Origin of the sequence: Bacillus sp. HMF5848 (genome assembly GCF_003944835.1) — a bacterium.
Lineage (GTDB): Bacteria > Bacillota > Bacilli > Bacillales > HMF5848 > HMF5848.
Map to the genome: position 1 here is coordinate 2,570,773 of NZ_RWIV01000001.1, position 16,095 is coordinate 2,586,867.

Below are 16,095 nucleotides of genomic sequence, written 5' to 3' on the forward strand. Positions count from 1 at the left end.
AAACCCTTTATGATTAAATTTAAATTTTCACCATATCAATATATCATTATTGTTTTTCTTTTCAATAGCATCCATGATTACCCATGTTGGTCTCCTAATTAAATCAAAAATATCATAATTCAACACTTTATGACCCATTATTTCTAAATTTGTAGTAATCTCCAGGAGTTGATCACTAAAATTCTTACGATCCCTTTTTTCAACAAAAGGATGAACAATAATTATTGAAAGCTTTCCGTCAGAGAAAGGCAATGTTAGCACCGGAATCCCTGTTATCCATTCATGCTGTGTACCCTGATAATTTTTCATGATACCTTCTATGGAGTTTTGAACGAGTCTTTTCCATTTTATATCGATATAGGGAACAAACGTAGGCTCTTTTAACAATTTAGCTACATCTAGACCTATTCTCCAGTCAAGTATCGGATGATACCCCATGTTTTCATATGTTCTTAAACATTCATAACAAGATGAATCGCAAGTATGCCCCTTTAATTTTGGTATATTAGAATATTCTTCTGTTAAATCTACCATTATCTCCTCTAATATCTCACTATTTGCAAGGTGCTTAGAATACCCTGCGCCATTAATTAATGTATCTGCAAGGAATATTTGACCTACCGTATTTTCCTGAATATTATCAACTTTTGATCTTATACCAACCTGTAGTTCATCTGCATCAACATCTAGTATACTGGTAGCTACTCGTCTAAACAAATATCCAAAAGAAATCAGTCCTGCTTTTACACCTAGGTTGGTTGGATTAAAAGTAATTCCTTTACTAACCTGTTTAGGACTTATTAGAAGAACTTCAGTATTTTTTATTGAGCTTAAGGCTACTGATTTTCTTATATCAGTTAGATAAGGACTAAATCCATCTTTACCTACAGTACTGGCTTCAATCCATCCATCAAATGAACTTTTGGCTTTCTGAAAAGTAAAGAGCTCTCCATAGTTATCATTAATTGAATATACATTTCCTTCTTGAGAGTTGTAAGATATGTTAAAAATAGTTTTCTTATTTTCATTAATTTTTTCATCATCTGCTAATCGAGGAATAGAGCTTCGTGAACTCCATTCAAAATCTTCCTTATAATCTCTCTTTATCCACTCACTTCTAAAACCTTGAGGCTCAGAGATTGGTATAGACCTAAATGCATAATCAGTACTTTCCCCAAGTTCTGATTCACAAGATGGACATTTGTCTGGAAACAAACTTTCATCATCAAACAAAATATGACAATTTCTACACAATGCTACTTTTCTTATGTCACCCAATGGATTTTCTTCAGCAACTATTTGATTTCCACGAATCCAATAATGAGCAATTCCTGCAGATTTGTGTTTTGCCTTATCTTTAATAATCTCAGATCCTGGTGAATACTCACTGATTGCTATTTCTAGATCTCTATCAACAGTTCCAGAATTTAATAAGTGAGGTGGAGTATATCTAGATCTTTTTTCATGATGAAAAAGTTTTACTCTAGTCGGAAAACCAAACATAGGCAATAATCCTGCCGAAGCCAAATTTTCACTTAAGAAATTTGATGAGTACTTTGAATCCATTGATACCATATTAATTTCATTGACCAACTTACCACTTACAATATACTCTTTTAATTCTTCCTTTTCACCTTCGCTTACTTTTGATTGGTAAGAAAGGCAGCCCACTACTTCATTTAAACAAGCTTTTCCCTCCCGAGACTCAAAATAAGTTTGAATTTCTTCTTTATAGTTAACCCAATCTTCTTTATACCCAAATTCTCCATGTACACTGTTTCCACCATCAATTTTCCCAATCAAACCAGTATCTTTAAATGCATGAAATAACATTTCTTTGAATAAAACTCTTGAGAATATTTTCTTAGATTTCACATCTATATAAGGTTGAGGTGGTGGATCTCCGGTCATTTTATCTAAATTATCAAAGTACCAATCATCATGACTTCGACCTCTACATAGAGTAAGACTTACTGATAGTGCGGAACCGCGTCTACCACATCGCCCTACCCTTTGTTGATAGTTAAACCGCTGAGGAGGCATATTTGACATTGCCACCATACGTAGTGATCCTATATCTACTCCAGCTTCCATAGTCGTTGTAACGCTTAAAATATCAATTTCATCAACTAATGGAATATCACTCGAATCATAGATTGCTTGGAACAATTGTTGCCTTTTTGAAGAAACTTCAGAATCAGTTTGACCAGTCATCTCCTCTGAGTGAAATCTCCTGTATGTTTTTGAATCCTCTGTTAAATATCTATAGTAGTCATTTAATGAAATTTCAGATAAGTTTTTCTCTACCAATGGTGAGTAACAATCAGTACATACATTACACGAAGCATGCAGGTGATTTCTTCCACATTTTTGACAAACATAGACCATACCCTTAGCTGGTAAAACAAATAACTCATCAGAAGTTATTAAATAATCTTTAACCCCTTTTAAATTTTCAAAAATTCTAGTAGCTACAAGTGATATCTCTTTATCATTTAATTTATGTGCCTTCGCAACTGCATTCCAGTATTTTTTCAAGATACTAGGTGGCGAATCAGAAGGTGCGCGATTAAGGTCATATCTCCTTAATCCACCTAAAATTCTTATAGAACTATCTACTAATTGTCTCCAAAAATCCGAACTCATCCCTAACTCTTCAGCTAGGATGATATCTATATCTGTAGTAATTTTTGCTAAACATAATGATTCAAGATCACGCTTCCGTTGAGAAAATAAAACATTTGCTAAAACATTATCTCTAAGACTCCTCATTATGTCATCCCTAAGTAATTTTAGATCATTTGGTAGGTCTTCAATTTTTAGAGAGGGGTGTTCCATGTTGCTCCAATCATATAGTTGAATCCATTTGTATCCGCCGTTTTCAGTTACAGAATTCTCGTATCCACCTGGATTTACCCCTAAATTCACCAAACCATTTTCAATTGAATTCCATAAATCCATTAGCTTTGGAGGAGTGTTGTCTGATTCTAACAATTTTTTTATTTGTTCTTTCCTATTTACTGGAAGAAAACCACCTTGTAGATACGCCTGTATTAGCATAGCCTGACTTTCATTACTATAAAAATATTCTTCAGCCTCAGAAGATTCCGATTCAGTTAAGGATTCCCCTTTTAATTGTTTTATATAAGATTTCATTGGATTCTTCTGGTTATTCATAGCGGTTACAACTATATATCTCAAAATATGATAATAATGATTCAGTTCGATTTTTGCAGATAGTTTAGCAGCATCTTGCCTACTATCAGAAAATAGAACAGCTTTAGGGGTTTCATTACTTGGCAGTTCTCTCATTAAAGAATCCAACATAACTTGTGCTATCATATCAAAACCAGTTCTTTGACCTCTTATAGGGGATCGTGTTCTTTTTGTACTTTCTAAAGGTTCTTTTTTCTTTATTTCTGGATTCTTTGACTCCCAATCATCTGAACAATTAGGGCACTTTATTGGAAATGCAGGCATTTTATTGAGTTGAATCGTGTCCACGTTATCTTGTTGATTTTTTTTCCCTTTAATATTATATAAATGTATATTAGGGTTGTTATAGCTGTCGTTTACAATTTTCCCTAATTGCGGTTGGTATTCTACTTTGGACCAGGAAAATTGTAGCTCCCTTTTAGTGTTAGAGCCATCATAATATGTTCTTAGCCACGGCTTAATATCTTCATCAATATCTAGTGAAGGCCAAAACAATGCATATTCACCATATTTTTTTGTAAATGGAACCTTGTCAGGCAATGATTCTAAATTTGGATAATCTGCAGTTAAATAAAATACTCCTTCTTCTTTATCATAGCTTTTATAACCTCCTAAAAACGAATCCCCACAGTTTTGACAATAATAAAAATCCAAAACTCTAGAACCACAATTACATTGAACTTTTGGCTGATTATATAGTTTTCCTATTTCTCTACCTTCGTATCTGTATTTCACATCAACAGCTGAACAATTAGGATTTGAACAAGCCCATAAACCCTGAAAATTTCTAAAAAACAAATGTGTTCTTAATGGTATAACCACTTCTCCATTTTTTCTGGATTTAATAATAGCTTGAAGGAGTCCACCTATATGTTTCATTGATGGATTTAATCCAAATATTCTTTTTTCAAGAACTTTTATAGAAGTTGGTTTTGTGCATACATTTAGAAATTCGTGCAAAATACCAGAGTTATCTAGGGCTTGAAACAGTGATTCATCTACATTTTCACTATCAAAACTAACCCCAAATTCATTACAAAGATATTTAACTGCATGACTATATTCAAGATTACTAATATCGTAGTATTTACTAAAAGAATCCAAAGAGCTTTTATAGCTCTCGCTCTTTTGGAATATATTAGATTCTTCTCTATCACCTGAGATAATTTCAAATTTTTCAATTGGAATTCCAAAGAAATCCTCTAGAAATTCTTTTCCGGTTTCATCTAAAGAGGCACTTGTAGCTAGTACTCTCAATTGTGGGCTATCCGGCGTTAATCCAATCCGATTCAATAATGCTCTAATTACGTAGGAAACCTCTGTTCCTGCAGTTCCACGGTAGGTATGTAATTCATCTAAAATCAAATAAAAAATGTTATTTGAATCTTCTTTTAACCATTTTTTTGTTTTTTCAAACATCTTTTGCTCAATAGTTCTCGTTAAAATAATATTTAACATGCTGAAATTTGTGATTAAGATATCCGGCGGATATTCTTGCATATCCCACCTAGAAAATAGCTCAGCTCCATTAATCTGATTAATATAAGTTAACTTTTCATGATACTTTTCTTTAAGTTTACCTTTTATTTGCTGGATATCGTTTTGATTCCAGATTGTTGACTTAAGCTGATATCCGCTTATATCACCTTGTAATTCAATTTTTAATTTTTGTTTTAAATGATTGTTGGGACTATTACTTATAGAATCAATTAATCTATTAAAGTGTTCAGCTAATTCATTTTGTTTTCTGTTTATCTGCTTAAAATTACCTCTTAATTTTTTGGACTTATTTATATCTGAAGGATCACCTGGGACTGGCGTTTTTCCTGTATATCTGCCAAAATATATTCTATTTCCATTTCTATTTTGATCAAGCCAGTTTTTTGCATGCTCGCTATCCAGAGCTTTTCGTAATCTTACTAATTGATCTTCAACCAATGCATTTAAAGGATACAATACCAAGCCTCTGATTGCTGCTGAACGATGTTCATTTTCACGTATTGGTTTCCATTTGTTTTGTAAATTCCACCAAGAAGGTTCTTTTTCTTTCGGCTTATCCCATTTTTTAGCTTCCTCTAAAATGTTAGCTATTAAAGGAAGTAAAAAACTCTCTGTTTTACCTGAACCTGTTCCTGAGGTAACTACAATATTTTTCTTATCAATTAATACTTTTTCAAAAGCGTGATATTGATGTAAATGTAGATTATGATCCTTATTAAATAGTCCTCTATTTGCAAAATCCCCAAAATCAGTAGACCAGCCTATTGATTTACAAGCTTCCCTAACATTTTTGTTTGAACTCTTAAAATTCGGCATAGCTTCAATGTAAGGATATTGATATATATTTCCTTCCTCTTCTAATATTTCTTTACGTTCTTCCATCAATTTTTCATGTCCTAAGGCAAATGGGCTATCCATATACCTAATAAACATTTCTTTCATTCTCGTAAATATACCAATAATATCTTCCATATATTCACCACCTTGTAATTATTAAATAAAGCGTAAATCAAACCCCAATTTATGAGCTAAAGGTACTGCAATTTCATGAGGAACATTATAGTAGACTCTATAATTACCAAGTTCCACAGAACATTGGCCTACACAAGATGTTAATACTCTTTCATAAAGTTCTGGTAGTTGATACTCCGTCTTAATTTTCAATAAATAATTTTTATATTCAAAAATTGGAAGTCTTTTTTGATAAGCTAAATAGAGTTTTGCAATCTCTCTATCCAACTTAATAAATTCATTATTAGAAATTTCATAAAGGCATAAATGATGTCCGAACCTATTTGAATATGTTCTCAACTGGGATTTTAATTTATCTCTCCACCGATGACTAAATAAATCCCAACCCTTTACTGTCCAGTAGTTATTCCTATTAGTTGGTTCTGAATATATTGGTGCATCCTTAATGTAATCAGATAAAACCGGTAAACATCTTAGTAAATCATATGCAAAATAATCAACACCCCAATTGAACTTTATATTGGTGGAATTTAAAAATTTTGTTAATGTTTCGATATTCTCACCTAATAAATAAATAGATGAAGGTTCATATTCAATATTTGGGATTGAGAATATAAATTTTATCTTACTGTTACTAAGCTTTCTTAGTTGTTTTATAGATTGTCTTGTTCTACCTCCTGTAAGGTAAACTATTGGATCTTTTGAAGGAAGTACGGAAACTGAAGTAGGTATCACTTTCCAAAAATATTTGATTGTGTCTCCATCTCTCAAAAATTCGACAAAACCTAATTGCGAAAGTTTTTGCCTAACTATATAGGCTTTTAAGCCAAGATTTTCAAACCCAAAACACCATTTAATACCTTTTAGAAATGCATCCCAATTTCCTTGTTTTTTTATTGTAAGGTATTCAAAGAAAATATCTATTGGTCTAATTTTATCTGTTTGATTATCCTCAAAATCAACAAAATTAACTCCAATATCTAAATAGGATCTATCTAAATTGAATGGCATAGCGTTAATAAATCTAGGAATAGTTTGGGTGGAAGTTTTATTTCCATTATTTAAATAAGCCTTATATCCCATTTGTTTAAATGGCCTTGGGTAACTTTCTATTGAGTTATAAATATATGTTCCTGCAATAGTAAGCTCTCCATCAGAGAATTTTTTCGGCTCAAAGCTTTCAAATTCAATTAAGTTCTCATGATTATTTCTTAGAAGAATACTCTTCTCTATGTTATTAAAACTTATTTTATATATTTGAGAATTTTTAATATTTAGTTCTTTAAAGTCTATTAATCCATCTCCATCTATTAAGCTAAACAATGCATTCCCATTTATATAAACAGTTGTTTTAGGCTTAGTTAATATAGAAATAATTGGCGGTGCGTCAATAAGCCATTCCATATTCCCTACCTTTAAGCCGTCCAGAAACGTTAATTTATCCTGTCCTCGACTCAAATTGTATCCGATTTTTTCATTACAAAGAGTTTCCTGCCTATTTATTCTAACAATTACACATCTCCATTCCTCTGGGAGATTAGCAAATAATTCGTTTTTATGCGGTAACTCATTTTTATCTATCCAGAATCTAACATCCGTTTCTTTTTCCTTTCTGAAAACTATTAAATGTTCTTGATTCTCAATCAATTCATTTCGGTTTATCCAAGCATTGACACCAATATCAATCCCTTTCCGCAAAACAAAGAGAGTTTTCCCTTTAAAAACAAGTTCAAGTTGTTCATCTAGTACTATATATTTCTGGTCATATGAAATGGTGTCTATTTCTTTTATGGATATCTCTTTATAAAATGTACCATTTTTATAATGGAAATTCTTTAGTTTATTCTTTTCTAATTCATCTTGGAAGAAAAATTCCTCTTCTGCAATCGCAAAAAAACTAACTTTAACATCTGGATTAAAGAAGTTCTTTTTAGTATCTTTATCAATTCTAAGGAAAAGATTATATTTCTTGATATGTTTTACTGAATTTGTAAAAGTTTCTTGATTTCGAATCAAATTGTTGTTAGTTCCATCCCAATTTTCGTATTCAAATAGAGTAGTATTAACAATTGCTTCTCTAATTCCCTTTTTATCTTGGAAAAACATACGAGACAAGCGGCTTATTTTTGGTGTTAAAAACAGTTCAAGCTGTTCTGAGATTGTTTTACTATCAATTTTCAAATTAGGTCTGTACCCTGCCCAATGAAAAAACTCATAAAGTTCCTCTCGCTCTTTTTCCCTTATTAAACACTGGGATCTTGCATACCCTGTATATTTACTTCCGAAACTAAAAACATTTGTATATCCAAATTCCCCATGCCCCAATTTCTGCCACTCGACTAAAAAGCCCCATAGTTCTTTTGTTTTCTTAAAAAAAGGGGGAATCCCTTCACCCTCCAAATCTAATAAATTTCTTAGTCTAAAATAGTAATTCCCTCCCCCTATCTTTTTGTCACGGTTAGTTTTCATCTTAGTAGCTGCTAAAACAGTTAAACACAAAACTGCAATAAAAGGGGGGAAACCAATCATGCCCTGGTTATACCATTTCCTCCCCCAAATATAAGCCCTTTCAAATAATCTATCAGGTTCACCTCTTCCATATGATCTAACGCTCTGACAAAATGAATTCATTGCTTCCTGTTTAGCCAAGCCAGCTATTTGTCCTAACTGTTCTATTAAATTCTCGTTCGTATATAAATAGATAATTTTATTTTTATTTTGTTCGTTGAAAAAAAATTCGCATAAAAGTTCATTCCATTCGTTATATGTTACTTGTGTAGATACTTTATTAATAATAATCCCTCCTTTTCTAACCAAAATATAACTATATTTAAAATGTACCAAAAATAATGTGAAATATTTATAATTCTTAATTCTTTCTATGTTAGCTCATTTTTTCATTTTTCTTAATAATTTTTTCGTAGACACCTTTTTTTGAGCATTATATCCCTCTGCTTCGATACATTAATAATTTCCATATATACAAAAGGAATCCTGCAAGAATTTGTTAAATTATGATGAGAATTGTTATAAATGGGTAAAAAAAACTCCAGTATCGTCAGGCTGGATAGCAAACAAGAATGGAAGCGATTGGTCGGTCTGTTGTTTATTTTTTGATAGAGCACTCTTTAGGCGATTTTGATCGTCTTGATTTGTAGAATCAAAATGTTGAAACTCATTGTCATTCCAATAACTTTCAAAGGTCGCTTCAAATTTGCGTACAATGTCAAACGAGTCCTTTTCGGTTACTTTTATATTCCACTCAAGGCCTGACGTTAAAGCAGGATTTGATAGATTAGAAGATCCAATATAAGCTGTGCTAAAACCCGTTTCTCTTTTAAACAAGTATGCTTTTGCATGAAGCCTTGTTCGCTCCACGTCATACGATACTTTTATGTCTGTATTTGGGAGCCGACTTAGCTCATAAATGGCTTTATAATCAGTCGCTTCCATATAAGATGTGGTAATGACACGGAGCTTTTTACCTGGTTGCGCTGTAAATGCTTCCAGCTCTTCCATAATGCAGCGTAACCCGCTCCACTTGATAAAAGATACAAGCATATCAATGGAATCAGCCGTGAGAATTTCTTTTTTAAGCTCACCTAGCATATTTGGTTCATAATTTGATCCGGTAAATAAAGAGCTTTGCGAGATAGGGGTGATGGGTCGAATGACTTCGCCTTTACGGATACTACGCACGGAATTCATTTTTGAATAAATAGAAGTAAGAACTTCCCCTTCTTCTTCTATTTTCAGTGATTTGAATTCAGTCTCGTCCAGCTGCTCGCTTAGGACGTGAATGATGTCATTACATGTACGAATTTGATTGAGCAGCGCCTGCTTATCATCCGTTTCATTTTCACGAACATACGAAAGGGCCCGTCTTGTTATATTTGATATATATGAAGATAAAAGCTTTCTAGCTTCTTCTGTGTCTAGCTTTTCTGTACCTATATCAAACCCATCAAGGGTGGATAGCTCGTCTTTTAGCTTCTCGTTTATAATCTCTTCGTAAATACCTTCTTTAAGCATACTGTCCCTCCACGATCTAACATACTAATAATTTCCATATTAACAGAGGGAATCCTGCATGATTATGTGAAATTTTGACGATATATGTTTTTCGACTGGCTGCGAAGAGCTGCTGAACAAAAGAATAAACTCGAGAATGTTCTGGAGTCGATTGATTTGCATTATAAATATTGACCCAACCAAATCACAAACTTTGTTCTATTTCTTTCGTACCAGTCATTGCACACTAAAAATTTTTCGTTATTGATTACAATATAGTTCTTCCAATATCGATCGTAACCATTTATCTTTCTTTGGTCAGTCATAGGAATCCCACGTTGTACCCTTTTGAAAAAAGGGTAGTTTATATCAAAGGTATTTTTGCAATATTTTTCATCGCATAAAAATGAAACGGTTTCCGTTGTTAATTTATTTTCTTTTATTAACCTAGTAATTGAATTTCTTACTAGCACACCTATTTTTCTCTCTACATGCACCGATGTTGCTTTAGTCTTTATACTTCTTTCTGCTTTTGTTTGTTGTGAAGTACTTTCGATTGTTGATGGATTTGCTGGATTAACTGCAGTCTCCTTCAATCTTTCATCATCAAAAATCTGACATTTAAACCGAAGACCAAGACGGATATATAGTTTATTTAACACTTCAATATAATGCTTTAATTGATTGTGTTCCTTTTGACTATTGGGAGATAACACAATTATTACCTGTCCTTTATCAACGCCGAAGTACCCATATAGCATCATTGAGGTCACTATTAAATCTCCAAGTACCTTTTCTAATCCATCTTTATTATTAGAAAAATTTATACTATAAATGTTAGATACAACACCCTTTTTGATTGCGATTCCAAGCAACCCGATTTCACCCTGCCTTATTAAAGTCGTATAAGATTGCTGACTTTTAAAAAGGGACAGCTTGTACTTCTTAAAGAAATAACTATTGAGTTTCTCTATCATTCTATGTATTTTCACATCATTATTAATGTTCCATGAAACAGTAGAAGGCTTCCAATTCTTTTGGACCGTCTGACATTTTTTTGTGTCTCTCAGCCATGAGAGTAAGTCTGCAGTATCCATATAAAAAACTCCTTTTAGTTCTTGATTGGTAGTTATTGAATTCGACATTATATATAAATTACCTCCAAAATATTACATTTTGTAAATATAAAATAGAGTGCGAATCAATAAATCTCGCACTCTGTAATCAGTATTCTTTTTAAAATGAAGATTCTCCCTTGACTTTGGAACTCGCTTTTAAATATCTTAAAGCTATTTTGATATTAAGGACTTGTTAAATCTTTAAATAATGTACTTGGATGAATACGTTTAATCCTACCTATTTCAGATGGAAAACGGCGATGATTGGTTGTTAGTATGTAATCACATTCTTCTTGAATGGCTGTAATCCAGACATGGAAGTCATCTTGGTCAAACCGTCGGAGTGGCTCGGACATTTCTTGAGAGGAGGCTATTTCTTTTGCTTTTTCATGACTGCACCCGCTTAATTCTACTAATACGTCTCCAATTGGCCGATGTTCTCGCATTATGGTCTCCACATTATATCTTCCAACTAAACTATTAACAGGCAACTCCATATAATGATTAAAAATAGGAGACAAAAAAAGATTTATAAACCCTTCAATTTCTTGTTGTGTGTACACAACCCTTTTGTCCCCATTCCCTAATCCTTGAGTAGCATTACGAACAAATTCAAATAAACAACACGAGAAATAACCGGTCGATACAAATTTGGGTTTCTTGCTGCTGTTAGAAGTTTACGATTGGCGCCATCAACTCTTAACGCCCCGCATAACACCGTGGGATAAATATTTTGGGAGGGATGGGGGCATCATAGATCAAATTCATCTATATCCCCCGCTTTCGTATTTTTTGCATCGATATGCTGGAGTAGTTGTTCTGCTTTCTCATCTTGATCTTCTGTCGTAATAAGGACATCCTTTGGGATTTTCCAATGTCCTCCATCGGTTTGATAGGCACCAGGAAATTTTCTTCTATCACACATGCGTCGGACTGTTTGATCACTTACACCTAATCGTTTAGCTACTTCTTTTGGTGTGTAATATAATGGTTCATCTTCTTCAGTTGAGATCATTGCGGTCGAGAGTCGTTGTGACATAGATACAGACTTTTGACGTTGCCGTCTTAAAATTGATGCAATCAATTGTCTTTGAATAATTTTAGAGTCGGTTTCTGTAAGATTGCTTAATGCCTCAATATATTCAACAAAAAATTCATAGGCTTTTTCTTCTTCGTTTTGCACTAAATATTTGTTGATTTGTTTTTCAAGATTTTTCAACATGTGAACATTTTCATTATCTGGAAGTCTTAATGGAATACTAGTAATCAAAGGTGTGAACATACCAACGTGACGTAATGATCGTTCAACGACTGCTTTAAATACGACTTTTGCTTGTTCCGGATCAATGTTTGCAAGAGTGAGAATACTGTCCCACAATTTTTCTTGCTCTTGTTCTCTAACATCAAGCATGTGCTATCACCTCCTATTTCTATTATAAACCATATTACTTTACATATTCAACAAACGTGACAAACTCAACAATTTTTACACAATATTTCACAGTAGTTTATATTATATAAAAAAAAGCGCCTGTCCCCCGCTATGATAATGTACCAAAGTGCTAGCAGAAAAATCCCTTGAACTGTTCATCCAAGGGGATATTAAACATTTTATTATTCGGTGCATTACGCATCGCTACTTTAACTCTCGGTTGACTAAACACTCAACATTACTATGATGTTGATCGTAGATAGTATGGTGTAGTGTTTTTTTAAATGCTATTCTTCAAAAAATTATTGAATAGTATGGTTGTACTGCGCAATATAGTATAAGGTCAGATTAGTTGATAGCAATCGAATTATGGAAGTCGATCAAATTAGTAGTATTGATCTAGTTATTGAATAATCGTTTTTATTAATGACTTTCACCTGCAGGATTAGGCTTAATAATAGAACATACTATCATTTCTAAATCATGCTCTCTAGCAAACTGGAAAAATTCGTGTTGATTAGAGAATGTATTTGCCATAATATTTTCAACAGTTTCCTTATCAGAAGTGAAAACAACAACTTCGCCGTTTTTTAATCTGTGTTTACACGTTAAATATTCACTCATTTTTTGTTACTCCTTTTGCTATCATCTTAGTTCTATGGTTAAACTTGTTCTTAAACTCTTGCATCCTTTAGTTTAGTACCATCCTGATTTTGTAGTTCCGTCTTCATAAACAATTTTTATTTCAGGGTCATAATTAACTGGAGTCTCTGAGAAGCAATACCATATCCGACCTTTAATAGTATTTATTATTGTAGCTTCAGTAAATTCTTGCTTTTTATATTTTATTTTCACGTTTTCTATTAAAGGTTCATTAATTACACCAAATGTAAGAGATACTAGTTCATCGTCCGACTTAATATCCCTTGGCTGCAAATTACTAAACATTCTAGTTAACTTTGGACCTTCTTCGCTGGACATTTTGCTTCCTGCGCCAAATCCCCAACGATATCCCCAAAATGTCTTTTCTATTAATCCTGCTGATAAAACATCATCCTTACTATAAAAGATGATAGTATAACCTTTATAGTCAGTGGTTTGAAGGATTTCATCTATTTCAACATTGGACTCACTTATAGCTTCATCGAAATTTTTATAATTCACCTTATAGTAAGTAAAACACCCAAATAAAATTAGCAAAATCAAGAATGAACAAGAAATGATTATTTTTCGTTTCATATGTCACCTCCAGAGAAAACTTTCAACTTCACAGTCATCATCCTATTCCACCAAACTGCTCACAACAGTACAATAAGCATTTCTGGTTCTTCCAGAAACGCTTCCGTTACTTCAATATTGAATAAGTCCAAATAAAGACGAAAATGAATAAATTAGAAAGGCAACTCCTATGAATATCAGAACAAAATTTACTAACCATATTAGCTTCCTTTTAACCAGTGAAATAACTCCAAACACCAAAAACAACACCCCAATGAAAAGGCTAAAAATAAATTCCAAAATCTCACTTCCTAAAAAGAATATTTACATATATTTTCTACTCCAGATAGGTCATTCATTCTTCCACATTCCTGCTTCTTTACTTGAACAGAGGACGGCTGCTTGCTCAGCAACCCCCCCGTTAGTTGAGAACAAAATGAATAAAATGGAGCTTGTAAAGTTATTGTTTTTCCCAAACTAATCTATTATCGTCCTTTTTGTTACCTTGAATATAAATGTTTTTAACTTCATTGGTTGGTTCCGTAATAATTATATTAAAATCACCAACAGGGTTAAATTTACTTACGATACTATACTTTAACTTAATGTAAAGATTTCCATCTTCAAAAAAGTGCGTATGCTTACTAAAACCATTTCCACTGCCAGAAGTATAACCTTTCATAAAAATTTGATCTTCTGAAACTTCTATTTCTTGAACTCCAATTGTATTCGTTGGAACATAATTCCCTTCAACGAAAAACAAATATCCAAGAAAAATAAAAATTACTATTATTGTTACGCCAATACTTAACAAAACTCTTGGTATTTTCACAATCTCACTCTCCTATTTTTATCATTTTTCTTCAATTAACTTGCCTCGTTACTTCAAGAAGAGGTTTGCTTATTTTTAAAATTAAGACGATTGTCGTTATTATTATGTTAATTTTGGAAGGAATAAAAATAGTTTCTGTTTTATATTATTCGTTACTTTAGATAAAGCTTTGTTTTCTTATTTTTATGGTGAATCAATCAAATAAACCTCTCGGCTATTTAGAAGCTCGTCTTTTGAAATATTTAATATGTTTTGCTCTAAAGATAACGAATAAGAATGCTTACCTTGATTAATGGCACAAGAGAAGTGATAGTTTGAGATATTAAAGCCACTATGTTTAAGAGTATCTCTTACTTTTATGACCTTATCTATAAATTGTTGCCTATCAATTTCCTCAGCCCACCGAATATCTACATGCACTGAGACTGGTAATTTATTAGTAAAAGCAGTATGTTCATCATAGTGATTGCCTACATCAAGAGATACACCAGTAGAAAGTGTTTCAAGTTCTGGAATCATCTCTTTGATATGAGGCATTAACATAATTCTAGCCTCTTTTTCTAGTTTTAAATGTACGTAATTATCAACAACATCTCCACTTGGATAAAATTCGATATTAAAAGTGCTTGGTTCCTGTCGATCGATATGAACATAGGCACCATAACTATTGAATTTGAAATTATACCATGGTTCTACCTTCACCACTTCTAGAGAAGGGTATTGCTTGTTAACATACTCTATAACTCTAGTATTTGTCCTATTTAATTCAATTGGATTACCCTTAAAGCTAAAATAGACACCTCCAACACCTACTGCCATTAGCAGTACCACCGTCGTTAATATTCCCTTCCTCAACATTTAACCACCCCTTTTATAAATTAACTTTCTTGTATAGACGTTCGAATTAATTAATGGTTTCTTTATAATTCTTTCATTGCTTTTAACTGCCCATTACTAAAAAGGCTCAGCAGCTGCTGAGTCAAAATCCTTGTTTTACATTTGCCTCCGTTAACGCAATAAGCACTGACCTTCGATGCATTGGTTGACATTAAACAAAATATCCAAATCTTCTTATAAGCAATCTATATTTGAGTATTAAATGAACGTTATGGTGTATCTTGAAAGCTGAGTATCTTCCATTGTGAATCGGCTTTACCAACCACTGCTGTTGCGCCCCTAATCTTTCCCATACTCTTATCTAGTTTAGCTTAATTAACTTCTTTATAAATCTTGTATTCTATATGGTAGTTGCCTTGTTCGTCTTTAAATGAAGTATTCATTGATAAAATATGTTCATCCTTACCAATATTTATCGGGGCATCTTTAATAGCATTCAACATCCTTTGTTCAGCTTCATCTTTATATAGGATGTGTGGGTATGGAACATCTTCAAAAGCAAACCCTTCTAAGTTACTTAAAGACTCTAAAAGCATATCTTTTTCATTTGAATTCTGTATTGAATTAATTTTTAGTTTTAACTCTCTTATTTCAGCTTCATATGTTAAATTAGTATTTTTTAATTTCATGTTCGTTTCTTTTAATTGAGCATTTTCTTGTTTTAATGCCTTCAAGTTCGTATTATCCTGCGAACATCCATTCACTATAAATAATAATACAATAAAAACACCGCATAAATATTTCATTATGTTCTCCCCTCAAACTTATTCCAATATCCTGTTTTTTAATTTAAGATTACTAATTCACGATTATTTTAACATTAAATTCCAATGTTTTTTCGGAAGTATTTAAATAAAATAGAGAAGGTTCGCCAAAAATATATGACGAGCCTCCTGTTG

The 16,095-nt window shown here is 32.5% G+C and carries 10 protein-coding genes and 1 pseudogene; all 11 read right to left on the reverse strand.

Going from position 1 to position 16,095, the window contains the following annotated elements; translation table 11 throughout:
• Positions 1-27: 27 nt before the first annotated feature.
• A complete protein-coding gene (locus EJF36_RS12385; protein ID WP_125906618.1) occupies positions 28-5,688 on the reverse strand; it encodes a DEAD/DEAH box helicase in 5,661 nt (1,886 codons plus the stop codon).
• 21 nt (positions 5,689-5,709) lie between these two features.
• On the reverse strand, positions 5,710-8,505 hold the full coding sequence (locus EJF36_RS12390; protein ID WP_125906619.1) for a hypothetical protein: 2,796 nt from the start codon (positions 8,503-8,505) through the stop codon (positions 5,710-5,712).
• Between the two features lie 243 nt (positions 8,506-8,748).
• Positions 8,749-9,720, reverse strand: a pseudogene (locus tag EJF36_RS12395) (phospholipase D-like domain-containing protein); the annotation flags it as partial.
• Between the two features lie 161 nt (positions 9,721-9,881).
• Complete coding sequence (locus EJF36_RS12400; RefSeq protein WP_125906621.1) at positions 9,882-10,796, reverse strand: hypothetical protein; 915 nt, start codon at positions 10,794-10,796, stop codon at positions 9,882-9,884.
• Between the two features lie 203 nt (positions 10,797-10,999).
• Positions 11,000-11,380, reverse strand: coding sequence for a PIN domain-containing protein (locus EJF36_RS12405; protein ID WP_260471896.1), 381 nt, complete (start codon positions 11,378-11,380; stop codon positions 11,000-11,002).
• A 188-nt stretch (positions 11,381-11,568) separates the two neighbouring features.
• The gene (locus EJF36_RS12410) at positions 11,569-12,228 is read right to left on the reverse strand and encodes a helix-turn-helix domain-containing protein (protein ID WP_125906622.1); all 660 of its coding nucleotides are present in this window, start codon (positions 12,226-12,228) and stop codon (positions 11,569-11,571) included.
• Between the two features lie 444 nt (positions 12,229-12,672).
• Positions 12,673-12,873 (reverse strand): hypothetical protein, encoded by a 201-nt coding sequence (locus EJF36_RS12415; RefSeq protein ID WP_125906623.1) that lies wholly within the window; start codon positions 12,871-12,873, stop codon positions 12,673-12,675.
• Positions 12,874-12,945: 72 nt separating this feature from the next.
• On the reverse strand, positions 12,946-13,488 hold the full coding sequence (locus tag EJF36_RS12420; protein WP_125906624.1) for a hypothetical protein: 543 nt from the start codon (positions 13,486-13,488) through the stop codon (positions 12,946-12,948).
• 439 nt (positions 13,489-13,927) lie between these two features.
• Positions 13,928-14,299: a hypothetical protein gene (locus tag EJF36_RS12425; RefSeq protein ID WP_125906625.1), complete on the reverse strand. Its 372-nt coding sequence runs from the start codon at positions 14,297-14,299 to the stop codon at positions 13,928-13,930.
• A gap of 183 nt (positions 14,300-14,482) precedes the next feature.
• A complete protein-coding gene (locus EJF36_RS12430) occupies positions 14,483-15,157 on the reverse strand; it encodes a YfjL-like protein (RefSeq protein WP_125906626.1) in 675 nt (224 codons plus the stop codon).
• 350 nt (positions 15,158-15,507) lie between these two features.
• Positions 15,508-15,942 (reverse strand): hypothetical protein, encoded by a 435-nt coding sequence (locus EJF36_RS12435; RefSeq protein ID WP_125906627.1) that lies wholly within the window; start codon positions 15,940-15,942, stop codon positions 15,508-15,510.
• Positions 15,943-16,095: the final 153 nt, after the last annotated feature.